Genomic DNA, 23839 nt, shown 5'->3' with positions numbered 1-23839 from the left:
TCCGCGCGGATACTGCGCGCCCCCGCACTTCCGATCGTCGCCGCATGTCTGACCAGGACCCGCTGCGGCGGCGCCTCGTCGCCGGCCTCGCAGCGTTGCATCTCGATCTTTCCGCCGCCGCCATCGAGCGGCTGCTCGCGTACGTCCGGCTGCTCGCGCGCTGGAATGCGACCTACAACCTCAGCGCCGTGCGCGACCTCGACGAGATGGTCACGCGCCATCTGCTCGACTCGCTCGCCGTGTCGCCGTACGTGCAGGGTGCGAGCCTGGCCGATCTCGGCAGTGGCGCCGGCTTGCCCGGCATCCCGTTGGCGATCGCGGCCTCCGAGCGTGCCGTGACCCTGGTCGACTCGAACGGCAAGAAGACGCGCTTTCTGCGCGCGGCGGTGCGCGAACTCAAACTCGACAACGTGCGCGTGACCGAGAGCCGCGTCGAAGCGGCGACCGGCAGCTACGATTGCGTCAGCGCGCGCGCTTTCGCGAGCCTGGCCGAAATGCTCGCCTGGGGCGGACACTTGCTCGCGCCGAACGGCGTCTGGCTGGCGCTGAAGGGCCGCTTTCCGGAAGACGAACTCGCCGCCGTGCCGGCCGCTTTTCGCGTCGATCGCGTCGACGTTCTCGAGGTGCCGGGTTTGGACGCGGAACGGCATGTCGTGGTAATCAAGCGGGTCCGGCCGGACGCGCCGGAGCAGCAGGGGCGGGCAGGATCGTCATGACGCGCATCATCGCGGTGGCAAACCAGAAAGGCGGGGTCGGCAAGACCACCACCGCCGTCAACCTCGCTGCGGCGCTGGCGGAGACGCGGCGCAAGGTACTCCTGATCGATCTCGATCCGCAGGGCAACGCGACCATGGCGGCCGGCGTGGACAAGCGCACGGCGCATCCGAGCGGCTGCGAAGTGCTGCTCGAAGAAGCCGCGATCGGCGACGTGATCCAGACCACCGAAGCGGGTTTCGATCTACTGCCCGGCAGCGGCGATTTGACCGCGGCCGAATTGAAGCTGATGGACAGTCTCGCGCGCGAGATGCGTTTGAAGGATCAGCTGGCCAAGCTGGACGACCGCTACCACACGATCCTGATCGATTGCCCGCCAACGCTGCATTTGTTGACGATCAATGCGCTGACCGCGGCGCACGGCGTGCTGATTCCGGTGCAGTGCGAATACTTTGCGCTGGAAGGTCTATCGAGCCTGCTCGACACGATCAAGGCGGTGCGCGCGCGGCTCAATCCGGCGCTCGAGATCGAAGGCCTACTGCGCACCATGTACGACGTGCGCAACAACCTCGGCAACGAGGTCTCGCTGCAGCTGACCAAGCATTTCGGCGACAAGGTGTTCCGCTCGATCATTCCGCGCAACGTGCGCCTGGCGGAAGCACCCAGCCACGGCAAGCCGATCAATCTGTACGACCGCGAATCGCGCGGCGCGATCGCCTATCTCGGCCTCGCCGGCGAGATGCTGCGGCGCGAGCGTGGACCTTCCGCCGCAGCGGCGACCAACTGAAAAAAGCGGCGGAGACAGCCGCTTTGATTTTCGCGATCGACAACGATCGCACGGAGAACGCTCATGGCGGCAAAGAAAAAAGGACTCGGACTCGGACGCGGCCTGGACGCCCTGCTCGGCGGCGGCGATGCGGCTTCACCGGGTTCCGCGAACGAGTCCGAAGGCGAGCTGCGCACGCTCGAAACCTCCGCAATCCGTCCCGGTAAATACCAGCCGCGCCATCACTTCGACGCCGAACGCATCGAGGAACTGGCCGCGTCGATCAAGGCGCAAGGCTTGATCCAGCCGGTGGTGGTGCGCGCGATCGCGCCGGGCCGCTACGAATTGATCGCCGGTGAGCGCCGTTGGCGCGCGGCGCAGCAAGCCGGCCTCAGCGAGATTCCGGCTCTGGTCAAGGAAGTGCCGGACCAGGCCGTGGTCGCGATGGCGCTGATCGAGAACATCCAGCGCGAGGATCTGTCGCCGTTGGAGGAAGCGCAGGCGCTGGCGCGCCTGATCGACGAGTTCGAACTGACCCACCAGCAAGTCGCCGAGGCGGTCGGCCGCTCGCGCGCAGCGGTATCGAACCTGCTGCGCCTGCTCGACCTGCCCGAAGGGATTAAACGTCTGCTCGACGACCGCCGGCTCGAGATGGGCCACGCACGTGCGCTCGCCACCGTGCAGCCGGAGGCGCGAGCGCTGGCCTTGGCGCGCGAGGCGGCCGACAAGCAATGGTCGGTGCGCGAGCTGGAAGACGCCGTACGCAGGCTGCCGGCGCCCCCCGGCGGCGCGGTCAAGAGCAAGGCGGCGCGCGATCCGAACATCGCCGCGCTGGAGCGCGATCTGGCCGAGAAGCTCGCTACGCGCGTGAATCTAGCCCACGGACGCAACGGCCGCGGCAAGCTGGTCATCCATTACCACAGCCTCGACGAGCTGGACGGTCTGCTCGGGCGCATTCGTTAAGATCGCCGGCGCTTCGACCGGCGCGACAACCATCGGCCGCTCTCGCGGTACTCACGGGTTCCACCTCCGGGGAGAACCTGCATGCGCACCCTGCTCGCATTCGTCGCCAGCGCCCTTGCGCTGGTTTCGCTGTCCGCCTTCGCCGCCAACCGTCAGGGGCCGGGCGGTCCCGTCGGCACCCTGGGCGGAACCACGCACCAGGTCGGAATCTCCGGCTTCACCTATACGCCGAACGATCTGACCATCCAGGCAGGCGACTCGGTCGCTTTCGCCGCCAGCGGCACCCATCCCTTGCGCACCGACGACGGCCTGTTCTCCTGCGATACGGCGTGTACGCAGACGTTCGCCACGCCGGGCGAATACCGCTACTACTGCGACAACCACGGCGGTGCCGGCGGCCAAGGCATGTCCGGCATCATTCGCGTGGTCGGCGGCACCACGCATCAGGTCGGCATCTCCGGCTTCACCTACACACCGAACACGCTGACGATCGCGCCGGGCGATTCGGTCGCCTTCACGGCGAGTAGCTTCCATCCGCTGCGCTCCGACGACAGTCTGTTCTCGTGCGACGCGAACTGCACGGTTCCGTTCCCCAACGTCGGCGAATTCCGCTTCTACTGCAACAACCACGGCGGCACCGGCGGTCAGGGCATGTCGGGCATCATCATCGTGCAGGCCGCGGCTCCGGTGCTCGAGCTGTCGGTGGCCGGCTTGAGCGCGCAGGCGGCCGTCGGCGACACCACCACCCAGACTTTCGACATCAGCAACACCGGCAGTTTGCCGCTCGACTGGAGCATCAATACGTCGTCGGGTGACTGCGTCAGCCCGGTCAGCGTGCCCTGGCTCAGCGTCGACCCGGCGGCCGGCGCGATCGCGCAGGGGGCCGAGACGACCGTGACCGCGACTTTCGACGCGAGCACCCTCAAGCCCGGCCCGCACAGTGCGAATCTGTGCGTGCACAGCAACGATTCGGTGCACAATCCGACCGCGCTGCCGGTCGAGTTCCTGGTGACGGCGGCGGACACGATCTTCGAGGACGGTTTCGAGAATACGCCGGAGTAGCGCGACGCCGCATGAGGGAGTCTGCAAGCGAGGATGCCAAAGCCCGGTCTGTTGCTGGCGTGAGTCAACGTCAGCAACAGTACGAGGCGCTCGTGCGCGCGCATTCCGGCGAACTTTATCGCTACGCCTACTGGCTCTGTGGTCAGGAGGCGCTGGCGCAGGATCTGGTACAGGAGACCTTCCTGCGCGCTTGGCGCGGGCTCGACTCCCTGCGCGAGAACGTCGCGGCGAAGGCGTGGCTGGTCACGATCTTGCGGCGCGAGCATGCGCGTCTGTACGAGCGCAAGCCGATGCCGACGACCGACATCGCCGAGCTCGAACTCGGCGACAGCGCGCCCGGCCCCGAGCATCTGGGCGAGGATGCCGTGCTGCGCGCGGCGATCGCCAAACTCGAACCGAAGTACCGCGAGCCGCTCGTGCTGCAGGTGCTCGGCGGTTTTTCCTGCGCCGAGATCGCGCGTGAATTGCGCATCAGTGAAGCGGCGGTGATGACTCAAGTATTCCGCGCGCGTCAGAAACTGCGCGCCCTGCTCGACGGCGACACGGTCCAGGAGGCGGCCCTGCATGGACTGCCTTGAGTTCCGCCGCTTGCTCGGCAGCGACCCGCAGGTCAACGACCGCGCCGCGCGCGCACACCTGCAAACCTGCCCGTTCTGCGCCGAGGCGTACGCACGCGCGCAGACATTCGAGACGCGGCTCGCCGCCGCGCTGAGCATGCCGGTGCCGGAAGGACTGGCCGACCGCATCCTGCTCGCGCAGCTGACCGGCGAACGCCAGCGGCGCGGCGGGAATCGAGCCCGTCTCGGCTGGATCGCGCTCGCGGCGGCGGCGAGTCTGGTGCTCGCGGTCGGCCTGTGGCGCCGTTACGAAACGAGCGCGCCGTTGTCGCAGCTGGTGGCCGAGCATGTGACCGGTCCGGGCGAGCGCGCTGCGCTGTCGCGCACCGCCACGCTGCCGGCGGCCGACGTGCGCAAGGCGTTCGCCGATCGCGGCGTCGAGCTGGCGGCGGTGCCCGATGGCATCGCCTACGTCAGCGAATGCCCGGTCGGCGCCTATCGCACCGTGCACATGGTGATGCCGCGCGAGGACGGTCCGGTCAGCGTGGTGTACGTGGTGCAGCATCGAGCGCCGGCCACGGCGGATTTCGAGCGCGACGGCATGCGCGGGCGTGAAGTGCCGATCCGCGACGGCACCCTGGTGCTGCTGGCCAAGAGCGACACGAGTTTCGGCGCGCTCGAACGCACCTGGCAGCAAGCGCTCGACGGCCCCCCCGCGCTGAGCGCCGCCGGCGCGCCCTGAGAACCCTGCTCCGGCGCGCGAACGCGCGTTCGGCGATAATGCGCTTCTTTCGCGCCGGTTCCTTCGCGTATGCCTGCACTTTCCGTGGTCGTGCCCGTGTTCAACGAGCGCGACAATATTCCGCCGCTCTTGGCCGAGATCGCCGCCGCCCTGCGCGGGCGCGTCGCGTTCGAGATCGTCTACGTCGACGACGCCAGCAAGGACGACTCGCTCGCCGTGCTGACGCAGGCGAAGGCGCAATATCCCGAACTGCGCGTGCTGCGCCATCTGAGCCAGAGCGGTCAGAGCACGGCGATCCGCAACGGCGTCAAAGCCGCGCGCGGCGAGTGGATCGCCACCTTGGACGGTGACGGCCAGAACGATCCCGCCGACATCCCCAAGCTCGTCGCGATGCGCGACGAATCGCCGGCCGCGATCAAGCTCTACGCCGGCTGGCGGGTGAACCGGCGCGACTCGGGCAGCAAGCGCTGGGCCTCGAAATGGGCGAATGCGATCCGCTCGCGGCTGTTGCGCGACGACACACCCGACACCGGCTGCGGCATCAAGCTGTTCGAGCGCGCGGCATTCCTCGACCTGCCCTATTTCGATCACATGCACCGCTACTTGCCCGCGCTGATGCAGCGGGCCGGCTGGCAGGTGCGCAGCGTGCCGGTCAATCACCGCCCGCGCGGGACCGGCGTGTCCAAGTACAACAACCTCAATCGCGCCCTGGTCGGCATTTCCGATCTGCGCGGGGTGGGTTGGCTGATCAAGCGCTCCAAGCGCACGGCGGTGGAAGAGGCGTGAGGCGCGCCTCTTCGTGCCGCTGACGAGCCGGCCGAAGTCGCTCTCGACGGCGTGAGTCTGCTCGAAGCCGATCGCGCGGTGCTCTGGCCCGGCTCGGCGTCGCGGTGCTTGCCGCAAGCCCCTGATTAGGCTATAAAGTGCGGCTCCCTGCCTCGTTCATTGCCCTTTCGGGCACGCGGATTCCGGTCATGCGGTCCGCCCGCGTCGGACGTGAAGGGACTTCCAGCACCGCACGGCGCATCGTCGCCGCTGGGCCGCCGCCGTCCTGGCCAAGGACGGAATCGAGATACCGAGGTTCGCATGTCCAGAGTCTGCCAAGTCACCGGAAAGAGTTTCCAATCCGGCAACAACGTTTCCCACGCCAACAACAAGACGCGGCGCCGCTGGCTGCCGAACCTGCACGAGCGCCGCTTCTGGGTGCCGAGCGAGAAGCGCTGGGTGTCCTTGCGCGTGTCCAACCATGGGTTGCGCACGATCGACAAGAAGGGCATCGAAGTCGTCGTCGCCGAGCTGCGCAAGCGCGGCGAAAAGATCTGAGGAGTAACTGACCATGGCATCCAAGCGCGACAAGATCCGTCTGATCTCCTCGGCCGGCACCGGCCACTTCTACACCACCGACAAGAACAAGAAGAACACGCCGGACAAGATGGAGGTCAAGAAGTACGACCCCGTCGTCCGCAAGCACGTCGCTTACAAGGAAGGCAAGATCAAGTAAGCCGTGAGGCCTGCGCGTAGCGCATGACCTACCGCTACATCATCTCCGCGAAAGCGGAAATGCAGAATCTTGGTTCTTCCGCTTTCGTAAACAAAAACCCGCCTTGCTGGCGGGTTTTTGTTTTACGGCAGTACGGCTATCGGGCGTTGCCGCCGCGGCGGCTCAACCTTTTTCGATTCGCGAGCATCGAAGGCGCGCCCACTATCCGTGAAGGTTTCGCCCATGCGATCGCGTTTGCCCGCCCTGCTGTTCGTTCTCGCTGCAACCTCTGCGCACGCACTCTACGATCCGGCGCCGGTGCGATCGCTCGTCGACGCCGAAGGCCGCTGGAACGGCAGCATGACCTATCGCGACTACAGTGGTGATCACCGCGAAATCACCCTGCCGACGATCGCCAATATCGCCCTGATCGCACCGGATGAGCTCGCCTTCCACGCCATCTACGACGACGGTCCGAAGAAGACCGTCCATTCCTACGAGCGGATCAAATTCGATTTCGACGCCAAGACGCTGGTCTGGGTGCACGGGCTCGGCGCGGACGAGAATCGACGCTACCGCATCGACTCGACCTCGTCGCAAGACGGCGTGGCCGAAGTCGTCGCGACTGAAATTCCGGCGGCGCAAGGTGAGCCCGAGCAATGCGTGCGCTACACCTTGCGCTGGAGCCGTACGCAAATGGACATCGTCAAGCGCGAAGGTCGCAATTGCGCCGAGGCGATCGTGCGCAATCGTTCGAGCTTCCGCCGCGCGTCCTGATCCGAGTGGCGGCGCCTCGGTGCGCGCAAGAAAAAGCCCGCACGAAGCGGGCTTTTCTGTTTGACGGTTGCGCGAGCCTCAGCTTGCTTCGCCGGCGAGGCGATAACCTTTCAGCCTTGCCGCGAATTCCGCCAGCGTACGGATACCGGTCGCTTCGGCTTCGCGGCACCAGTCCTTCAGGCCGTCGAGCATGCCGTCGACATTGCGGCCGTTGCGCTCGGTCAGCGCGGCCAGGCGCGCGCGGAACTCGCACACGGTGCGCAGCTGCGGGTGCTTGTCGGTGAAGGCGGTCATGCGATCGCGCGAAGCGGCGTCGAGCCAGCGGCCGCCGTTGCCGAGCGCCTTGCGCAGCTTGCGCGGCAGCGCCGCGATGCCGGCGCCGGCCTTGCCGGCCTCTTCGCGCAGGGTCGGTGCGATCACGCCGCGGAAATAGTCGCTCATCACGTGGAAACGGTGCGACAGCACCGCCTTGACGGTATCGGCGTCCGGCAGATGCATGTTCGGGCGTACGTCCAGCGCCGGCGCGACGCGCAGCACTTTGGACAGGCCGAGCATCTCGAACAGGCGGATCGCAGCCCAGCCGATGTCGAACTCCCAGCGGCGCAGCGCGAACTTGGCCGAGCTCGGGAACGCGTGGTGGTTGTTGTGCAGCTCTTCGCCGCCGATCCACACGCCCCACGGCGACAGATTGGTCGAGGTGTCGGCGGACTCGAAGTTGCGATAGCCCCACCAGTGGCCGACGCCGTTGACGAAGCCGGCGGCCCAGAACGGGATCCACATCATCTGGATCGCCCACAGCGCCATGCCGACCACGCCGAACAGCGCGACGTTGATGATCGCCATCAGGGTCGGGCCCCAATACGCATGCGCTGAGTAGAGCTTGCGCTCGATCCAGTCGTCCGGCGTACCGCGGCCGTACTTGTCCATGTCGTCGAGGTTGTGGCTGGCGTCGCGGTAGAGACCGACGCCGTCCCAGAACACCTTATTGATGCCGTGGATCTGCGGGCTGTGCGGATCTTCCTCGGTCTCGACCTTGGCGTGGTGCTTGCGATGGATCGCCACCCATTCCTTGGTGACCATGCCGGTCGTGAGCCACGACCAGAAACGGAAGAAGTGCGCGAGGACCGGATGGAAATCGACGCCGCGATGCGTCTGGCTGCGATGCAGGTACAGAGTCACCGTGAAGATCGTCAGCTGGGTAACGACCAGCATGTAGACGAGCCAGGTGCCCCAGGAGCCTTGCGTCAGGCCGCGGGCGGCGAGGGAAATCAGAGTGTCGGACATGAAGAGACGAAGCGGGAGGAAATGAGACACGACTATACGCGGCTGTCAATGGGGGCGCTACGGGGCGGCGTCAAGCTTTGCGACGAACTCGCCACGCAGTTCGCACAAGCCGTGCTTGCCGGCGTCGCGGCGGAGCCGCAACATCGCCGCCCGTGAATCTCCCCTCGCCGACCCTACTCCTGCGCCAGGTCGACCGCGTCCTCGCCGGACGTACGGTGGTGCATGGTTTGGAATTGGAGCTGCATCGCGGCGAGGTGCTCGGCCTGCTCGGCGTCAACGGCGCCGGCAAGAGCACGACCTTGCGCATGATCGCCGGCGTGCTGGCGCCGACATCCGGCAGCGTACGGTTGCACGGCGAGGATCTCTACGAACATCCCGAGCTGGCTCGTCGCTCGATCGGCTATTTGCCGGAAACGCCGCCGCTGCACGCCGAGCTGACGCCGCGCGAGTTCCTCGTCTTCTGCGCGCGTCTGCGCGGACTGGCACGCGGCGCGGTCGCCGGCGCAGTCGCGCGCGCGATCGAACGTTGCGAATTGGGCGAGGTGCAGCGGCGCCCGATCGCGACCTTGTCGAAGGGCTTTCGCCAGCGCGTCGGTCTGGCCCAGGCGATCCTGCACGAACCCGAGCTGATCGTGCTGGACGAGCCGGCCTCAGGTCTCGATCCGGTGCAGGCGCTCAAGCTGCGCCAACTCGTGCGCGGTCTCGGCGAAGAGCACGCCGTAGTGCTGTCCACACACCTCTTGCCCGATGTGGCCGCGTGTTGCGACCGCGTCGCGATCCTGCATCGCGGCGAGTTGCGTCACAGCGGTCCGGCGCGTGCCGAGACGCAAGCCGCGCTGCGCGTCGGTGTCGCGCGCCGCCTGCACGCGGTCGATTGGCAATCGCTCGACCTGGTTTCCAGCGCCGAACCGCTCGCCGCGCATCGTTGGCGCATCTGCCTGCAGCCCGGAGTCGCCGTCGACGCATTCGCGCGCGCCGTAGTCGAACGCGGTTTCGGCTTGGAAGAGCTGCGCAGCGAGGACGCTTCGTTGGAGCAGACCTTCCTCGCCATCGCGGCTGCGGACGAACCGGCAAGCGCTGCGGCGCGAGCCGCGGCTGCGCAAGAGGCGCTCGCATGAGCGTCGCGCTGTTGATCGCACGCCACGAATGGCGCCGCCTCGCGGTGCAGCCGTTCGCGTGGATGCTGGCCGCCGTGGTCGTCGCGCTGATGGCCTGGCAATTTCTGCTCTCGCTCGACGGCTTTCTCGACCTGATGCCAAAACTCGGCGCGCTGAAGAATGCGCCCGGAGCGACTGATCTCATCGCGATCGCGCTGCTGCGCAGCTATTCGAGTCTGCTCGTGCTGCTGGTGCCGCTGGTCACGATGCGCGCGTTCGCCGGCGAACGCCGCGCGCAGACCTTGCCGCTTCTGCTCGCCAGCGGTGTCGGCAACGCGCGCATCGTGCTCGGCAAATACCTCGGCGCACTCGGTTTCGTGCTGGTGCTGACAGCCCTGGTCGCGCTGATGCCGCTCGCGCTCGGCTTCGGTGCCGCGCTCGACTTCGGCAAGCTCGCAGCCGCGCTGCTCGGACTGAGTCTGTATGCGGCTGCGCTGTGTGCGATCGGGCTCGCCTGCTCGGCTTGGACCGCGCAGCCGGTGCTGGCCGCGGCGGCTGCGCTGGCGCTCAACAGCCTGCTCGCCGCCGTCGACGCCGGCGCACGTCTGCAGGGCGTCAGCAACGCGGCGATCAACTACCTCGCGCTGCCGACGCATCTGCAGCCGTTCTTGCTCGGCCTCGTCGGCAGTGTCGACGTCGTCTACTTCCTGCTGCTGATCGGCGTCGCGCTGGCCCTGGCCACGCGCCGGCTCGACGCGTTGCGCGCGAGCGCGGACTAGGACCGGCCGCCGCCATGCGCGAACGTTTCGGTAACTTCATCTATGCGGCGCTCTTGTTCGCGGTTGCGGCCGCGCTCGCTTTCTTGAGTACGCGCTATGCGGCGGTGGCCGACTGGAGCCGCGAGCGCAACGCCAGCCTCGGCGAGGCGTCGGCGGCGCTGCTCGATTCGCTCGATGCGCCGGTCGAAGTCGTCAGCTACGCGCGGCGTCAGGGCGGCTTGCGCGCGATCATCGCTGACTTCGTCGAACGCTACCGTCGCGTCAAACCGGATCTCAGCCTGCGCTTCGTCGATCCGGACGAGGACCCCGGCGCAATGCGCGCGGCCGGCGTCAACGTCGACGGCGAAATGGAGCTGCGCTACAAGGACCACAGCGAACGCTTGAAGGTTTTGGGCGAAGCGGAGTTCTCCAACGCACTGCTGCGCCTGTCGCGTGCACGCACGCGCGTCGTCGCCTTCCTCGAAGGCGAGGGCGAGCGGCAACCGCTCGGCAAGGCGAACGCCGATCTCGGCCAGTTCGTCGCCGCGCTGAGCGAGCGCGGTCTGCGCGCGGTGCCGCTGCCGCTGGCGAATCTGGGCAAGGTGCCGGAGAACACCGATCTTGTGGTGGTTGCCGATCCGCAGGTCGCGCTGCCGGCGGCGGTCGCGAGCGAACTGGTCGACTACGTCGATCGCGGCGGCGCCTTGTTGTGGTTGGCCGAGCCGGACGAGCCGGCCGGCGCAGCGGGCGGCGGCCTGGATGCGCTCGCGCTGGCACTCGGCCTGCGCGTGCTGCCGGGCACCCTGGTCGACGGCAGCGGGCAGGCGTTCGGCGTCGGCGATCCGAGCTTCGTCGCGCTCACGCAATATCCGCCGCACGCGATCACGCGCGACTTCGCGTTGACCACGCTGTTTCCGCAGCCGGCGGCGCTGGCGCGTCTGGCTGAGGCGCGCTGGGACGTGCAGCCGATCCTGCGCTCGAGCGCGCAGTCGTGGAACGAAACCGGCGCGATTCCGAAGGCGGGCGCGGCGGTCGACACGATCCGTCAGGACAGCGCCGCCGGCGAAATCGCCGGCCCGCTCGATCTCGGCTTCGCACTGACGCGCGTCTCGCCGCGACCGGATCGGCGCGAGCAACGCGCCGTGGTGATCGGCGACGGCGATTTCCTCTCCAACAGCTTCCTCGGCAACGGCGGCAATCGCGAGCTCGGCCAGCGCGTGTTCGACTGGCTCCTGGGCGACGATGCGCAGGTTGCAATCGTCGAGCGCCGCGCGCCCGATCGCGCCTTGGCGTTCACTCCCGCACAACTGACCACGCTCGCGCTGGCCTTCCTGATCGCGCTGCCGTTGCTGCTGGCCGGCAGCGGCGCGTTGATCGCATGGCGCCGGCGGCGGTAGCGTAGGCGCGGCGGGGAGGATACGGCGATCAAGCCCAGGCTCATCCAGCTTGCTGTGTTGGCGCTCGCGTTCGCAGTGGGCGATGCGTCGGCGTCCGCCGATAAAACCGCCGGCGTGCGCGGTGCCTCGATCGACATCGTCGTGCGTACGTCCAAACAGGCCGCCGCCAAGCTCAAGACCACAGGCGAAGCGATCGGCGTGTCGATCGCCTTCGTCGGCGAACCGAAGGCCGATGCGAGCCGCAGCGGCGCCGCCGCGGACGGCCAGATTGTGCTCGGCAGTATCGAAAAAGAGCTGGCCAAGCCCGGCCGCGTGCGCGTCGTTCCGCCGGTGTTCGACCCGGCCCAGCTGGCGCAGATCGCGCGGGCCGAGCCGCGCGTAACCATCAATGTCTTTTCCGCGCGCAAGACGCTGCCCGACAACATTCTCGATTGCATGTTCTTCGAAGACGGCCTCGGCGCCGCGCTGCGCAAACCGATCCTGCTTCGCTGCACGCTGATCGGCGAAGTCGCGGAGAAGACGCCGCCGAAGAAGCCGCACAAGAAGCGCGAGCGCTGAGTCGCATGCGCCGCCGCACCCGCATGCCGCTGTTGCTTTTCGTCCTGGCCGCACTGCTCGGTGCGGCGGTGTGGGCGCAGGTGCGCCACGAGCGCAGCTTGATCGCCGAGCCGTTGACGCGGATCGATCCGGCGCTGGTTCGCACTGTTGCGGTCGCTTGCGCGGGCTGCACGCCACGCCGCTTCGAAAAGACCGGCGACGGCTGGCGCATGCTCGAACCGTACGCGCGCGCCGCCGATGCCGAAGCGGTCGGTAAATTGCTCGCGATCGCGACCGCATCGATCCGCGACCGCCGTGCGGCCGACGCCTTCGATCCGAAGAAGCTCGGCCTGGACCCGCCGCTGGCGACCTTGCAGCTCGACGACACGCTGCTGAAGTTCGGCGGCACCGATGCGATCAACGGCGATCGCTACGTCGAGGTCGGCGGCGCGATCGCGCTGGTGCCCGATCGTTTCAGCGCGCGGTTGTTCGCAGCGCCGGAGAACGAAGTCGCGGTGCCGCCGTCGGCTTCGCCTTAGCGGCCGACGGCGATCTTCGTCCGAGCCGTTGCCATCGCGCGGCCTGTCTTGCATCGTGCCGCTACACCGCCATCTGAGCGGAGTCGTCAGCGAGAGCGAACGTGCCCGAACTTCCCGAGGTCGAAACCACGCGCCGCGGCCTGGCGCCGCATCTGCTCGGCCGCACCGTGGTCGCACTCGACGTACGCCAACCGCGGCTGCGCTGGCCGTTGCCGGCGGCACTACTCCGGAACCTGCCCGGGCAGCGCATCCTCGAGCTGGAGCGGCGCGCGAAGTATCTGTTGGTGCATACCGAACCCGGCAGCGCTCTGTTGCATCTGGGCATGTCCGGCAGCCTGCGCGTGCTGCCGGCGGCGACGCCGGTCGGCGCGCACGACCACGTCGATTGGAAGCTCGATTCGGGCCAATTGCTGCGCTTCACCGATCCGCGCCGTTTCGGCAGCCAGCTGTGGCAGCCGCGCGGCGAGACGCATCCTTTGCTTGCCGGCCTCGGTCCGGAGCCTTTGTCCGACGAGTTCGACGGCGATCTCTTGTGGGCGCGTTCGCGCGGGCGCAAGGCGGCGGTCAAGCTGTTCCTGATGGACCAGGCGATCGTGGTCGGTGTCGGCAACATCTACGCCAGCGAAGCGCTGTTCGCCGCCGGCATCCATCCCAAGCGCGCTGCCGGTTCGGTCTCGCGCGAGCGCTACGCGCGTCTCGCCGACGAGGTCAAACGCATCCTCGCATACGCGATTCGTCGCGGCGGCACCACCTTGCGCGACTTCATCAGCCCCGACGGCACGCCCGGCTATTTCGAGCAGGAATTGTTCGCCTACGGTCGCGCCGGCGAGCCCTGCAAAGTCTGCGGCACGCCGATCCGCGCGATCGTGCTCGGCCAGCGCTCGACCTTCTTCTGCCCACGCTGCCAACGCTAGCCGCCGTAACCCGCCAGACCACTCGGTCACCGACGATGCGCCGGCTCGATGATCGGGCCGAACTTCGCCACGAACCGGTCTGGGTGGCGTTCAGGGCACTTTTTCGTCACCCGATGTCCTTTTTCCGCGCCGTTTCACGTATCGGAACTAGGCGGGCACCGGATGTGCCCGCAAGCAGCGGGGAGGGAACGGGGGCGCGCGCGCTACGGCGCGCGCGTCCCCTTTTTGTCGGGCGGGTGTCAGTCGGGCCAGCGCAAGGCGAGATGGCGGTTGTTGAACTCGGGATCGCCCAGAGTGCCGGCACGTTGCACCGTGATGCTCTCGGGTGCGCCGTCGAGATCGACGACATGCCCGTCGTCGACCACGCCGCCGGCGGCTTGGAAGGCGACGAAGCGATCGGCCAGCTGGCCGGCCAGATCGGCCGCCTCGGCCGGCACGTTGCGCACGCTGACGTCCGGGCGCGCGAATTTGCGCAAGCCGCGCGTATGTACGTGCAAGCGGCCCGTGTTACGTGTGTCCTCGTCGCACAGGATCAGCACGTGCTCGCGCGCGCTGAACGCGTCGACGGCGAAAAAACGGCGGCGCCAGTCGGCGGCGTCGTACATCGACAAGGTCTGCGGATCGACCACGGCGATGCCGCCGCGATCGGTCAACGCGGTGATCGTACCGAGCAGATCGCGCAGCGCATCCAGATCGGCCGTGTCGGCGATCGCGCCGCGCAGCATGACGCATTCGCCGGCGCGCTTGGCCTGTTCGAACAAGCGCGCGTCCTCGCTCCACAACAGCCGCCCCAGCGTGCCGGCGAGCGGATAGCCGTCCCATTTCGCCAGTTCGCGATTGACGTAGCGGACGATCTCGATGCCGGCGGGCGTGCCGCGCGTGCGGTAGCGCTCGGCGTCGATGGTGAGGTCGGCACCGAAATCGCCGAACACGAACCAGAGCAGAAACGCTTCCTCGCCGCTGTCGCGCCATTGCGGCCGCGGCCAACTCATTTCGCTCATCGCGGCTCCTTGGAAGTCTCCGCCGGCCCTGCGTCGAGCGGCAGCACGGCTTGTTGCAGTTCGACCGTGCTCTCGCCGGCCATGATCTTCTTGAACTCGGCGCGGCTGACCGAGACGTAGCGGTCGTTGCCGCCGATCTCCACTTGCGGACCGTCGGTGACGGCGCGGCCGTGCTCGTCGACGCGCACGACCATCGTCGCCTTCTTGCCCGTGTGGCAGATCGTCTTGATCTCGATCAGGCTGTCGGCCCAGGCTAGAAGATACTGGCTCCCTTCAAACGGCTCTCCGCGAAAATCCGTGCGCAGGCCGTAAGCGAGCACCGGAATGCCGAGCACGTCGACGATATCGCCGAGCTGCCACACCTGCGTCTTGGACAGAAATTGCGCCTCGTCGACGAGGACGCAATCGAGTTTGCCGTGAGCGGCGAGATCGGCCTCGACCAGCACGCGCAAATCTTCATGGCGCGCGAAACGCTGCGCCGGTGAGCGCAGGCCGATGCGCGAAGCGACGATTCCCACACCAGCTCGCGTATCCAGCTGCGGCGTCAGGATCAGCGGGCGCAGGCCGCGTTCGCGGTAGTTGTACGCGCTCTGCAGCAGCGTCGTGGTCTTGCCGGCGTTCATCGCCGAATAATAGAAATGCAGTTTCGCCATCGCGGAGCGGCCTCAAACGGGCCGCTATCCTAGCCTGAGACGCGATCGCGCCGGGGCGATCGCGGATGGCGGCTGCTCAGTGCTTGTCTTTCGGCGTTTCGTCCGTCGACTGCACGGGACCGACTTCGACCTGGCCTTGTGGCTGTTCCCAGATTTGATCCTGCCAGGACCAATACAACGACGGGTTCCAGTAGCGCGGGCTATAGAACTGGGTAGAGGAAATACTACGAAACCTCCCGTCCGGACCGGGCAACCGCACCAGCGAGCCTTGGGCTCGACCCAAGTGGCTGCCGATCACCTTGATCTTCTGCCGCGTCATTTCGAGATTGAGCCGTTTCTTGGCGCGCTCGTCGCCGTACTCCGCATACAGCTCCTTGCTGAGCTCCAGCGCGCGAGGACGCTCGTTCTCGCTCAATCCGTTCCAGAATTTCTGCCGCGTGGCGATGAAGGTCTTGTAGCCGCGCTCGGCCGCTACGTCCATCCAAGCGTAGGCTTGCACACGATCGGCCGCGATCCCATCGCCGTTCCACAGCATCAGTGCGAGCATTGCTTGGGAGGGCTTGTCGGCGTAACTCGCCGCATCGCGGAAATGATCGGCCGCTTCCTTGTAACGCTTCTGGTCGTACTTGGTGGCGCCGAGGTTGCGCCAGCGCACGTCCGGGTGGGCGCGTTGAAACGCTTCGCTGCTGATGATGAAAGGATCGTCCTGCTTGTACTCATTCTGCGCGGCTGTTTCCGCGGCTGTCGCGACGCCAGCAACCAGCAGAGCCAGCGCAAGTAGATAACGTAGCGAATTCATCGGAGGCTCCTCCTCCTTGCCGATACGGATCGACGAAACGTTTCATACTACCGAGCTACTCGTATTTCAAGGCCGAAACGGCGATTGAATCGGCGTCCCGCAGCCGCACCTGAACGAGATCGTGGCGAGAACTCCTTCCGATGCGAACCGCTGAGGCCGAACCGACTCCCTTGCGCGATTTTCTCGCGCGCCATCGGCGCCTGTTCGTCTTGACCGGCGCCGGCTGCAGCACCGCGTCGGGCATTCCGGACTATCGCGACCTGGAGGGCGGTTGGAAGCGGCCGCCGCCGGTGACCTACCAGGCCTTCGTCGGCGACTCGACGACGCGCTCGCGCTACTGGGCGCGCAGTCTGGTCGGCTGGCGCCGCTTCGGCCGTGCGCGGCCGAACGGCACGCACGCCGCGTTGGCGCAGCTCGAAGCAGAAGGGCGCATCGAAGTTCTGTTGACGCAGAACGTCGACGGTCTGCACCAGGCCGCCGGCAGCCGCCGTGTCATCGATCTGCACGGACGCCTCGACGAGGTGTGCTGCCTCGGTTGTGAGCGGCGCCTTCCGCGCGAGCAGTTCCAGCGCGAACTCGAACGGCGCAATCCGAATTGGATCGCGCTCGAAGCGAGCGACGCGCCGGACGGTGACGCCGATCTCGACGGCCTCGACTTCGCTGCGTTCGAAGTGCCGGCCTGCGCCGACTGCGGCGGTCTGCTCAAGCCCGACGTCGTGTTCTTCGGCGAGAACGTGCCGCGCGAACGCGTCGAGCGTGCGCAGGCGCACCTCGCCGCCAGCGATGCGATGCTTGTGGTCGGCTCGTCCTTGATGGTGTTCTCCGGCTACCGCTTCGCGCGCGAGGCTGCACGCCAAGGCAAGCCGGTCGCAGCGATCAATCTCGGCCGCACGCGCGCCGACGATCTCTTGGCGCTGAAGATCGAGCGCGATTGCGCCGAGGCTCTGGCAGCCGCGATTCGCAGTCCTCGCGAGGACGCAGAAGCCGGCGCATGAGCGGGGAAGGGCAGGAAGAAAGCGCCTCTCCATTTTTCTTTCGTGCTGGTCGTGTCCTTCGTGGTTAAATCGTTCTCTTTCGTTTCCGCGCCCCGCAGGTTCGATGAGTCTCAACCCGCAACAACGCGCCGCCGTCGACTACTGCGACGGGCCCTTGCTCGTGCTCGCCGGCGCGGGTTCGGGCAAGACGCGCGTGATCACCGAGAAAATCGCGCATCTGATCCGGCGCAAGAATCTTTCCGCGGCGAAGATCGCCGCGATCACCTTCACCAACAAAGCTGCGCGTGAGATGCGCGAGCGCGTCGGCAAGCTCGTTTCCGGCAGCGCGGCGGAAGGGCTGACGGTCTGCACCTTCCATGCGCTCGGCCTGAAGTTCCTGCAGCTCGAACACGCGCGCGCGAACCTGCGCCGCGGCTTTTCGGTGCTCGACGCTGACGATACGCAAAGCCTGGTCAAGGAGCTGGCGCCCAAGAACGCCAAGCCGGACGTGCTGTACGCCTTGCAGTCGCTGCTGTCGCGTGCGAAGAACGAAGGCTTGACGCCGGAACAGGCGGCGGCGGCCGCGGCGAGTCCGCGCGAACGCGAAGCGGCCGATCTCTACGCCGCGTACCAGCGCCGCCTCGGTGCGTTCAACGCGGTCGATTTCGACGATCTGATCCGCCTGCCGCTGGCGGTGCTGGAAGCCGACAGCGACGCGCGCACGGCCTGGCGCGAGCGCCTGCGTTATCTGCTCGTCGACGAGTACCAAGACACCAACAGCGCGCAATACCGGCTGGTGAAAGTGCTGGCCGGCGAGCGCGGCATGTTCACCGCGGTCGGCGACGACGACCAGAGCATCTACGCTTGGCGCGGCGCCAATCCGGAGAATCTGGCCGAGCTCTCGCGCGACTATCCGCAGCTCAAAGTGGTCAAGCTGGAGCAGAACTATCGCTGCGGCCGGCGCATCCTGCGGGCGGCGAACGCGGTCATCGCGCACAACGCGCACGTGTTCGAGAAGAAACTTTGGAGCCAGGAAGCCGAGGGCGCGCCGATCCGCGTGCTCGAATGCCGCGACGACGAGCACGAAGCGGAATGCGTCGCCGGCGCGATCGCGCACTTGGCCGAGAAGCACAAGGCGCCGTGGCACGAATTCGCCGTGCTCTATCGCGGCAATCATCAATCGCGTGCGCTGGAGAAGGCACTGCGTCTGGCGCGCGTGCCGTATCACGTGACCGGCGGCACCGCCTTCCTCGATCGCGCCGAGGTCAAGGATCTGCTCGCCTATCTGCGCCTGATCAACAATCCCGACGACGACGCGGCGTTCCTGCGCGTGGTCAACCTGCCGCGGCGCGACATCGGCGCCACGACCCTGGAAAAGCTCGGCGAACTCGCCGGCGTGCGGCACACCTCGCTGCTGCGCGCCGCGCACAGCGACGCCGTGCTCGGTCAGCTCGCGGCGCGTTCGGCGTCCTCCCTGGCCGGCTTCGCCGGCTTGATCCACGAGCTGGCTTCACGCGCCGAGCGCGTCGCCGCCGCCGATCTGGTCGAGGAACTGATCCGCCGCATCGGCTACGCCGAGCACATCGCCGCTCAGGTCAAGGAGCCGGCCTTGCGCGAGCGGCGGTTGGAGAACCTGAAGGAACTGGCCGAATGGTTCCGCGCGATGCAGAAGGACGGCGCCGCCGGCGATCTCGCCGCGCAGCTCGCCCTGCTCAGCCACGGCGACCGCGACGATCCCGGCAACGCGGCGCGGCTGATGACCCTGCATTCGGCCAAAGGGCTGGAATTCCGTTTCGTCTTCCTGGTCGGACTCGAAGACGGCACGCTGCCGCACGAAGGCAGTCTTGCCGAAGGACGGGTCGAGGAAGAGCGGCGCTTGATGTACGTCGGCATCACGCGCGCGAAGGAACAGCTCTCCTTGAGCTACGCCAAACGCAAGCGCCGCTTCGGCGAGATCCTCGTCAACGAACCGAGCCGGTTCCTGCGCGAACTGCCGGCAGAGGATCTGCACTGGTCCGGCCGCGACAGCGAACAAGATGCGGCGCACCGGCAGGAGCTGGCGTCCTCGCACATCGCGCGACTGGCCAGCTTGCTGGCCGACTGAAGCGCGTGCTCGCCGTGCTCTGCTGACGGTGGTTGTCAGCAGAGCATGGTGGCGGACACGCCGCCCGGTAGCATTCGCGCGAGTCTGCGCCGATCATCGGCAGACTCCTTTCGCGGCATCCTCCATGTCCCCCCGTTCGCATTTCGCGCGCATCGCGCTCGCCATCGTCGCGTTGTTGATCGGCATGCTGTCCTACCAATGCGGCGCGGCCATCGCCAAGCATTTGTTTCCGGCGGTCGGCGCGGAAGGGGCGACCGCCTATCGATTGGGCCTGGCGGCGCTGATCCTGCTGGCCTGGCGTCGGCCTTGGCGCAACGTGCATACGCGCGAAGATCGGCGTGCGCTGTGGGGCTATGGGCTCGCGATCGGCGCGATGAATCTCCTGTTCTATCTTTCCCTGCGCACGATTCCGCTCGGTATCGCGGTCGCGCTGGAGTTCACCGGCCCGCTGGCGCTGGCGGTGTTCAGTTCGCGCCGCGCGATCGACTTCGTCTGGATCGCGCTGGTGATCGCGGGCCTGTTGCTGCTGCTGCCGCTGCGCGAAGAGATGCATGGGCTCGATCCGCTCGGCGTGGCGTATGCATTGGCCGCCGGCGTCGGCTGGGTGTTGTACATCGTGCTCGGCCGCAAGGCCGGAGCCGCGTACGGCGCCGATGCGGTCACGCTCGGCACCTCGATCGGCGCCTTGCTCGCGGTGCCGGTCGGTGTGGCGCACGCCGGCTTCGCCTTGCTATCGCCCGACCTCCTGCCGTTCGCGCTCGGCGTCGCCGTGCTGAGTTCGGCGCTGCCCTACACCTTGGAGATGATCGCGCTGACCAACTTGCCTGCGCGCACCTTCAGCACCTTGCTCAGTCTGGAGCCGGCGATCGCCGCGGCTGCCGGCGTCGCATTCCTGAGCGAGCATTTGAGCCCGCTGCAATGGCTGGCGATCGCGGCGATCGTCGCGGCGGCGGCAGGCAGCGCGCTCAGCTTGCGCCGGTCGGCGGAAGCGGCGGCTCCGGCGGGCTGAGCGGCTTCAGATCAGCTTCGCCGCCGCCAGCTCGCGCTTGAGATAGGCGTAGTAGATCGGCGCCGCGATCAGGCCGGGCGCGCCGAAAGCCGATTCCATCAGCAGCATCGCGATCAACAGTTCCCACGCGCGCGCGCGGATCTGCGTGCCGACGATGCGCGCGTTGAGGAAGTACTCGAGCTTGTGGATGACGATCAAGAACACCAGCGCGGCCACCGCGACGCCGAGCGAGACCGACATGCCGACCACGAAGATCAGCGTGTTGGAGATCAGGTTGCCGATCACCGGCAGGAGTCCGGCGACGAAGGTCGCCACGACCAGCGTTTTCGCCAGCGGCAAGTGCACCCCGAACAGCGGCAGGATGAGCAGCAGAAAGATGCCGGTGAACAACGTATTCAGCGCGGAAATCTTCACCTGCGCGAAGACGATGTCGTGGAACGAGTCGACCAGGTTGCCGCAGCGCTCGGCCAAGGTCTGCGCCAGCGGTCCGCCGCGGCCGTTCGGGCGCGCGTTGTAGAGCGCGATCATCGCGCCGAGGATCATGCCGATCAAAAGGTGCACGATCACGCGCGCGAAGGTCTTGCCCGCAAGCTGCAGCTGGGCGGCGTGTTCGCGCAGCCATTCGATCGCGACGGTGCGGAAGTCGTCGATGCTGTCGGGCAGGTGGTCGACCACCACCTGCGGCAATTGCGTGCGGGCGCGTTCGAGCAGCGGCATCAGCCGTTCGAACACCGCGCTCGGATTGCCGAGCTCGCTGCGCAGGAAGCTGACTGCGCCGAGAGTGCCCAAGGTCAGCAAGCCGACCACGACCACGCTGAGCAGCGCGACGATGAGCCAATGCGCGCGCGCCCCGGGCAGGTGCCGTTGCAGCAATGGCGCCAGCGCATTGACCAGCGCGTACACCAAAAGACCGGCGAGCAGCGCCGGCAACAGGTGCAGATACAGGATCAGAAACAGCGCCAGCGCGGTGAGCGCGTAACTCGTGAGGCGCAGGCGCTGGCCGAACGGCGATTCCATAAGCGTCCCTGTGGGAGGTCGGCAGCCGCGACGGTGCGCCTGACGGCTTGTCATAAACTTGCTCGATCGTATGCGCTGACCGTTGCAAATCCAATCCCGCCGGGGGCGATCGAACGTTCGCTCCGGCGTCGGCCGCTGCCGACGTCGCGAACGTGTACGCGTTCGCGAACGGCGGGGAGTGCCTGGTCTATCGTCCTTTTCCTCCAACCCTTCGGAGTTCGCATGTCGAAGCTTTCGATTTCCCTGCTGCTGGCCGCCGCACTCTTGGCCGGCTGCGCCGGCGCGCCCCATTCGCGCCGGACGTCTGCCACCACGCCGCCGCCGGTGCCGGCCGGTCCGGCCGCCAACGACAATCTCAACGCGGTCGTGTGGACGCAGACCGCGGTCGAACACGATCTGATCTTTCGTGAGGTATTCCGTCAGGCCGGCGAAAAGCTCGCCGTCGCGCTGAAGAATTCGAAATGGGATGCGCTGGCCAAGGGCGATCGCACGCGTATTCCCAAAGGCGCAAAACCGGCGGTGATTCTCGACATCGACGAAACCGTGCTGGACAACTCGCCTTATCAGGCGCGCTTGATCCAGAGCGGCGGCGAATTCAACGAGGCGACCTGGGCGGCCTGGTGCCAGGAAAAGGCGGCCAAGGCGCTGCCGGGCGCGCTCGAATTCGCCAAGCTGGCCGACAAGCGCGGCGTGACGGTGTTCTATCTGTCCAACCGCGCGCAGGACTTGAATACGGCGACCTTGGAGAACTTGCGCGAGGCCGGCTTCCCGGTTTCCAGCGAAACGGCCTTTCTGGGTCTCGGAACGGTGGTCGAAGGCTGCGAACAGAACGGCACCGAGAAGGGCTGTCGGCGCCAGCTGGTCGGCCGCAAGTATCGCGTGCTGATGCAGCTCGGCGATCAGATCGGCGATTTCGTCGACGTGGTCGCCAATACGCCCGAAGGCCGTCGCGCCGCGGTTGAGCCGTATGCGGATTGGATCGGCGAACGCTGGTTCGTGCTGCCCAATCCGACCTATGGCTCGTGGGAGCCGGCCTTGTTCAACAACGAATGGTCGCAAGCGCCGGACGCGCGGCGGCGCGCAAAGATGGACGCGCTTCAAAAATAAGTGTCATAAATATCAATAGCATGCTGCTTAACAATTAAAGTATTGCATTAGCTATATCTCTTAAGTATATTGACCATCAGAATTCGGTGAAGACGACCACAGCGCCCCGATAACCGTCTCCCAGATAACGACGACCAGTTCCCCCTCCGGCCCTGCCGGATTAACCCGGACAAGCTTGCTTGCCGGGTTTTTTGTTGGGCGATTTTTTGATCGGAGAGGCGGCAGCGGATCGAATGAGGTCTGCGCGCAAATTCTTGCTGGCGGTCAGTAGATGCTTGCTCTGCTGGCGATTTCACGCATTCGCAGTGGCTGCCGTCTTGGGGCGCTGTTAAAGTGCCGCCCCTTCCTAACCTCTGAACCGGGGAATTCCGATGCGCATGCCCATGGCCCGCGCCGCACTCGCGGCGTCGTTGATCGTTTTCGTCTCCGCCTGCGAGCAGAAGCAGGCCGAAACCGCCGCGCCGGCCGCGGCGCCGGCCGTTCAAGCCGAAGGCCCGGACGGAGCGATCCAGAAGTCCGTGGCGCTGCTCAAGCAGAACGACATTGCCGGACTCATGCAGCACGCGCTGCCGCCGGCCGATTTCGCCAAGGCGAAAGCCGATTGGGGCAAGGACGCGGAGCCGGTCAGCGACGAGGACCGCAAGAAGTTCGCCGACACCATGGGCAAGCTGACCGAGCCGGACGCGGAAACCAAGCTGTACGCCGAACTCGAGCCGCAGCTGAAGGCGTTCGACGCGCAGTACCAGCAGCAGATTCCGATGTACGTCTCGATGGGCAGCGGCTGGTTGCAGGGCCTGGTGCAGCAGAACAAGGACATGTCCGAAGCGGAGAAGCAGCAGGCGTTGGCGGCGATCACCGCAGCCGGTGCTTGGGTGCAGAAGACGCGCTTCACCGATCCGGACGCGGTCAAGAAAGTGCTCGCCGTGGTGACCAAGACCGCACGCGCGCTCAACCTCAAGAGCGCCGACGAAGCGCGCGCGCTGACCTACGATCAGTCGATGGAGAAGGCGCGTACCGGCCTGCAGGGCGTGAAGGAAGCGCTCGCGGTGTACGGCCTGTCGATCGACCAGACGCTCGATTCGGTCAAATCCGAAGTGATCTCCAACGACGGCAAGACCGCCAAGGTCAAGATCAGCTACACGCTGTTCGACACGCCGCTGACCGGCGAGACCGAGATGGTCAATCTTGACGGCCGCTGGTACGGCAAGCACGCGCTGGAGAAGGGCGAAGGCAAGGCCCCCGCCGCCGTGGCGCCGGCTGCCGCCGCCGCGCCCGAGGCGCCGGCAAAGGGCTGATCCCCTCGCGTAGAGATCGTCGCGTCAACGTCGACGGCGGTTTCTATCTCTCCTCGTGACGGCGCGCAGTTCATCGAACTGCGCGCACGCGCCGGCCGTCTGCGCGTCTATCGCGGCACGGTCGGCGTGCTCTGCGCGGTCTTGCGCCTGTACCAAACTGAGAAAGCGCACGCCTAAGAGCCCGCGGTCGTCTGCGGGACGAACGCCATGCACCTGGCCGCCGCGCCCGCGCCAGCAGGCCGGCGCGTTCCGTCGCACAGCCGAGCACCGCTGACACGGTGGTGACTTTCCCC

At 66.8% G+C, this 23839-nt stretch carries 26 protein-coding genes; 21 read left to right on the top strand and 5 right to left on the bottom strand.

Translation table 11 applies throughout. From position 1 onward, the window contains the following. Positions 1-44: 44 nt before the first annotated feature. The 10 genes from rsmG (at position 45) to AC3QL3_RS21265 (ending at position 7061) form a co-directional block, all read left to right on the top strand. Positions 45-716, top strand: coding sequence for a 16S rRNA (guanine(527)-N(7))-methyltransferase RsmG (gene rsmG / locus AC3QL3_RS21310; protein ID WP_492896125.1), 672 nt, complete (start codon positions 45-47; stop codon positions 714-716). Further along, positions 713-1501 carry a ParA family protein gene (locus tag AC3QL3_RS21305; protein WP_492896124.1) on the top strand — a complete coding sequence of 263 codons (789 nt, stop codon included), beginning with the start codon at positions 713-715 and terminating at the stop codon, positions 1499-1501. The genes rsmG and AC3QL3_RS21305 overlap by 4 nt, the downstream gene beginning before the upstream one ends. A gap of 63 nt (positions 1502-1564) precedes the next feature. After that, the gene (locus AC3QL3_RS21300; protein ID WP_492896123.1) at positions 1565-2443 is read left to right on the top strand and encodes a ParB/RepB/Spo0J family partition protein; all 879 of its coding nucleotides are present in this window, start codon (positions 1565-1567) and stop codon (positions 2441-2443) included. Between the two features lie 81 nt (positions 2444-2524). Then, a complete protein-coding gene (locus tag AC3QL3_RS21295) occupies positions 2525-3505 on the top strand; it encodes an Ig-like domain-containing protein (RefSeq protein ID WP_492896122.1) in 981 nt (326 codons plus the stop codon). Positions 3506-3597: 92 nt separating this feature from the next. Beyond that, positions 3598-4083 carry a sigma-70 family RNA polymerase sigma factor gene (locus tag AC3QL3_RS21290; protein ID WP_492896121.1) on the top strand — a complete coding sequence of 162 codons (486 nt, stop codon included), beginning with the start codon at positions 3598-3600 and terminating at the stop codon, positions 4081-4083. After that, positions 4070-4804 (top strand): DUF3379 family protein, encoded by a 735-nt coding sequence (locus AC3QL3_RS21285; RefSeq protein WP_492896120.1) that lies wholly within the window; start codon positions 4070-4072, stop codon positions 4802-4804. The genes AC3QL3_RS21290 and AC3QL3_RS21285 overlap by 14 nt, the downstream gene beginning before the upstream one ends. A 69-nt stretch (positions 4805-4873) precedes the next feature. After that, complete coding sequence (locus AC3QL3_RS21280) at positions 4874-5590, top strand: glycosyltransferase family 2 protein (RefSeq protein WP_492896119.1); 717 nt, start codon at positions 4874-4876, stop codon at positions 5588-5590. 300 nt (positions 5591-5890) lie between these two features. Beyond that, positions 5891-6127 (top strand): 50S ribosomal protein L28, encoded by a 237-nt coding sequence (gene rpmB, locus AC3QL3_RS21275; RefSeq protein ID WP_492896118.1) that lies wholly within the window; start codon positions 5891-5893, stop codon positions 6125-6127. 13 nt (positions 6128-6140) lie between these two features. Beyond that, complete coding sequence (gene rpmG / locus AC3QL3_RS21270) at positions 6141-6305, top strand: 50S ribosomal protein L33 (RefSeq protein WP_343788967.1); 165 nt, start codon at positions 6141-6143, stop codon at positions 6303-6305. Between the two features lie 222 nt (positions 6306-6527). Continuing rightward, entirely contained in the window at positions 6528-7061 is a 534-nt protein-coding gene (locus AC3QL3_RS21265) for a hypothetical protein (protein ID WP_492896117.1), read from the top strand. A gap of 78 nt (positions 7062-7139) precedes the next feature. Here the strand turns inward: AC3QL3_RS21265 and AC3QL3_RS21260 are convergent, their stop codons facing one another. Next, positions 7140-8345 (bottom strand): DesA family fatty acid desaturase, encoded by a 1206-nt coding sequence (locus AC3QL3_RS21260; RefSeq protein WP_492896116.1) that lies wholly within the window; start codon positions 8343-8345, stop codon positions 7140-7142. Between the two features lie 152 nt (positions 8346-8497). On the opposite strand from AC3QL3_RS21260, the gene AC3QL3_RS21255 reads away from it, so the two are divergent. The 6 genes from AC3QL3_RS21255 to mutM all read left to right on the top strand — a co-directional run bounded on the left by AC3QL3_RS21255 (position 8498) and on the right by mutM (position 13587). Further along, complete coding sequence (locus AC3QL3_RS21255) at positions 8498-9463, top strand: ABC transporter ATP-binding protein (protein ID WP_492896115.1); 966 nt, start codon at positions 8498-8500, stop codon at positions 9461-9463. Next, positions 9460-10221 carry an ABC transporter permease gene (locus tag AC3QL3_RS21250; RefSeq protein WP_492896114.1) on the top strand — a complete coding sequence of 254 codons (762 nt, stop codon included), beginning with the start codon at positions 9460-9462 and terminating at the stop codon, positions 10219-10221. The genes AC3QL3_RS21255 and AC3QL3_RS21250 overlap by 4 nt, the downstream gene beginning before the upstream one ends. Before the next feature lie 14 nt (positions 10222-10235). Beyond that, the gene (locus AC3QL3_RS21245) at positions 10236-11597 is read left to right on the top strand and encodes a GldG family protein (RefSeq protein ID WP_492896113.1); all 1362 of its coding nucleotides are present in this window, start codon (positions 10236-10238) and stop codon (positions 11595-11597) included. A 75-nt stretch (positions 11598-11672) separates the two neighbouring features. Further along, positions 11673-12155 carry a hypothetical protein gene (locus AC3QL3_RS21240; protein ID WP_492896112.1) on the top strand — a complete coding sequence of 161 codons (483 nt, stop codon included), beginning with the start codon at positions 11673-11675 and terminating at the stop codon, positions 12153-12155. A 5-nt stretch (positions 12156-12160) separates the two neighbouring features. After that, a complete protein-coding gene (locus tag AC3QL3_RS21235; protein WP_492896111.1) occupies positions 12161-12673 on the top strand; it encodes a DUF4340 domain-containing protein in 513 nt (170 codons plus the stop codon). Positions 12674-12774: 101 nt separating this feature from the next. Further along, positions 12775-13587: a bifunctional DNA-formamidopyrimidine glycosylase/DNA-(apurinic or apyrimidinic site) lyase gene (mutM, locus tag AC3QL3_RS21230; protein ID WP_492896110.1), complete on the top strand. Its 813-nt coding sequence runs from the start codon at positions 12775-12777 to the stop codon at positions 13585-13587. 239 nt (positions 13588-13826) lie between these two features. On the opposite strand, the gene AC3QL3_RS21225 is transcribed toward mutM, so the two are convergent. The 3 genes from AC3QL3_RS21225 to AC3QL3_RS21215 form a co-directional block, all read right to left on the bottom strand. Further along, positions 13827-14588 (bottom strand): hypothetical protein, encoded by a 762-nt coding sequence (locus AC3QL3_RS21225; protein ID WP_492896109.1) that lies wholly within the window; start codon positions 14586-14588, stop codon positions 13827-13829. Further along, positions 14585-15241, bottom strand: coding sequence for a thymidine kinase (locus AC3QL3_RS21220; protein ID WP_492896108.1), 657 nt, complete (start codon positions 15239-15241; stop codon positions 14585-14587). Before AC3QL3_RS21220 ends, AC3QL3_RS21225 begins: the two co-directional genes overlap by 4 nt. 76 nt (positions 15242-15317) lie before the next feature. Beyond that, positions 15318-16040 (bottom strand): SEL1-like repeat protein, encoded by a 723-nt coding sequence (locus AC3QL3_RS21215; RefSeq protein WP_492896107.1) that lies wholly within the window; start codon positions 16038-16040, stop codon positions 15318-15320. 140 nt (positions 16041-16180) lie between these two features. Between AC3QL3_RS21215 and AC3QL3_RS21210 the strand changes: the two genes are divergently transcribed. The 3 genes from AC3QL3_RS21210 (at position 16181) to rhtA (ending at position 20127) form a co-directional block, all read left to right on the top strand. Further along, a complete protein-coding gene (locus AC3QL3_RS21210) occupies positions 16181-17035 on the top strand; it encodes an NAD-dependent protein deacetylase (RefSeq protein WP_492896106.1) in 855 nt (284 codons plus the stop codon). A 103-nt stretch (positions 17036-17138) separates the two neighbouring features. After that, complete coding sequence (locus tag AC3QL3_RS21205; protein ID WP_492896105.1) at positions 17139-19118, top strand: UvrD-helicase domain-containing protein; 1980 nt, start codon at positions 17139-17141, stop codon at positions 19116-19118. A 124-nt stretch (positions 19119-19242) separates the two neighbouring features. Then, positions 19243-20127, top strand: a complete 885-nt coding sequence (gene rhtA, locus AC3QL3_RS21200) for a threonine/homoserine exporter RhtA (RefSeq protein ID WP_492896104.1) — start codon at positions 19243-19245, stop codon at positions 20125-20127. Between the two features lie 6 nt (positions 20128-20133). Here the strand turns inward: rhtA and AC3QL3_RS21195 are convergent, their stop codons facing one another. Continuing rightward, complete coding sequence (locus AC3QL3_RS21195) at positions 20134-21144, bottom strand: AI-2E family transporter (protein ID WP_492896103.1); 1011 nt, start codon at positions 21142-21144, stop codon at positions 20134-20136. Positions 21145-21366: 222 nt separating this feature from the next. Here AC3QL3_RS21195 and AC3QL3_RS21190 point away from each other — a divergent pair, with 222 nt between their 5' ends. Together AC3QL3_RS21190 and AC3QL3_RS21185 are read left to right on the top strand one after the other, a co-directional pair. Further along, entirely contained in the window at positions 21367-22251 is an 885-nt protein-coding gene (locus AC3QL3_RS21190) for a 5'-nucleotidase, lipoprotein e(P4) family (RefSeq protein ID WP_492896102.1), read from the top strand. A 377-nt stretch (positions 22252-22628) separates the two neighbouring features. Further along, positions 22629-23546 (top strand): hypothetical protein, encoded by a 918-nt coding sequence (locus AC3QL3_RS21185; protein ID WP_492896101.1) that lies wholly within the window; start codon positions 22629-22631, stop codon positions 23544-23546. Positions 23547-23839 lie beyond the last annotated feature (293 nt).

It is taken from the genome of Dokdonella sp. GW821-FHT11D02 (assembly GCF_058808595.1).
Note: the sequence above shows the minus strand (reverse complement) of the source record. Positions and strands in the feature narration are given on the sequence as shown.

Bases quoted from the DNA above. Each gene is read 5' to 3' on its own strand.
- rsmG (WP_492896125.1), top strand. From the start codon at position 45: ATGTCTGACCAGGACCCGCTGCGGCGGCGCCTCGTCGCCGGCCTCGCA.
- AC3QL3_RS21305 (WP_492896124.1), top strand. From the start codon at position 713: ATGACGCGCATCATCGCGGTGGCAAACCAGAAAGGCGGGGTCGGCAAG.
- AC3QL3_RS21300 (WP_492896123.1), top strand. From the start codon at position 1,565: ATGGCGGCAAAGAAAAAAGGACTCGGACTCGGACGCGGCCTGGACGCC.
- AC3QL3_RS21295 (WP_492896122.1), top strand. From the start codon at position 2,525: ATGCGCACCCTGCTCGCATTCGTCGCCAGCGCCCTTGCGCTGGTTTCG.
- AC3QL3_RS21285 (WP_492896120.1), top strand. From the start codon at position 4,070: ATGGACTGCCTTGAGTTCCGCCGCTTGCTCGGCAGCGACCCGCAGGTC.
- AC3QL3_RS21280 (WP_492896119.1), top strand. From the start codon at position 4,874: ATGCCTGCACTTTCCGTGGTCGTGCCCGTGTTCAACGAGCGCGACAAT.
- rpmB (WP_492896118.1), top strand. From the start codon at position 5,891: ATGTCCAGAGTCTGCCAAGTCACCGGAAAGAGTTTCCAATCCGGCAAC.
- rpmG (WP_343788967.1), top strand. From the start codon at position 6,141: ATGGCATCCAAGCGCGACAAGATCCGTCTGATCTCCTCGGCCGGCACC.
- AC3QL3_RS21265 (WP_492896117.1), top strand. From the start codon at position 6,528: ATGCGATCGCGTTTGCCCGCCCTGCTGTTCGTTCTCGCTGCAACCTCT.
- AC3QL3_RS21260 (WP_492896116.1), bottom strand. From the start codon at position 8,345: ATGTCCGACACTCTGATTTCCCTCGCCGCCCGCGGCCTGACGCAAGGC.
- AC3QL3_RS21250 (WP_492896114.1), top strand. From the start codon at position 9,460: ATGAGCGTCGCGCTGTTGATCGCACGCCACGAATGGCGCCGCCTCGCG.
- AC3QL3_RS21245 (WP_492896113.1), top strand. From the start codon at position 10,236: ATGCGCGAACGTTTCGGTAACTTCATCTATGCGGCGCTCTTGTTCGCG.
- AC3QL3_RS21235 (WP_492896111.1), top strand. From the start codon at position 12,161: ATGCGCCGCCGCACCCGCATGCCGCTGTTGCTTTTCGTCCTGGCCGCA.
- AC3QL3_RS21225 (WP_492896109.1), bottom strand. From the start codon at position 14,588: ATGAGCGAAATGAGTTGGCCGCGGCCGCAATGGCGCGACAGCGGCGAG.
- AC3QL3_RS21220 (WP_492896108.1), bottom strand. From the start codon at position 15,241: ATGGCGAAACTGCATTTCTATTATTCGGCGATGAACGCCGGCAAGACC.
- AC3QL3_RS21215 (WP_492896107.1), bottom strand. From the start codon at position 16,040: ATGAATTCGCTACGTTATCTACTTGCGCTGGCTCTGCTGGTTGCTGGC.
- AC3QL3_RS21210 (WP_492896106.1), top strand. From the start codon at position 16,181: ATGCGAACCGCTGAGGCCGAACCGACTCCCTTGCGCGATTTTCTCGCG.
- AC3QL3_RS21205 (WP_492896105.1), top strand. From the start codon at position 17,139: ATGAGTCTCAACCCGCAACAACGCGCCGCCGTCGACTACTGCGACGGG.
- rhtA (WP_492896104.1), top strand. From the start codon at position 19,243: ATGTCCCCCCGTTCGCATTTCGCGCGCATCGCGCTCGCCATCGTCGCG.
- AC3QL3_RS21195 (WP_492896103.1), bottom strand. From the start codon at position 21,144: ATGGAATCGCCGTTCGGCCAGCGCCTGCGCCTCACGAGTTACGCGCTC.
- AC3QL3_RS21190 (WP_492896102.1), top strand. From the start codon at position 21,367: ATGTCGAAGCTTTCGATTTCCCTGCTGCTGGCCGCCGCACTCTTGGCC.
- AC3QL3_RS21185 (WP_492896101.1), top strand. From the start codon at position 22,629: ATGCCCATGGCCCGCGCCGCACTCGCGGCGTCGTTGATCGTTTTCGTC.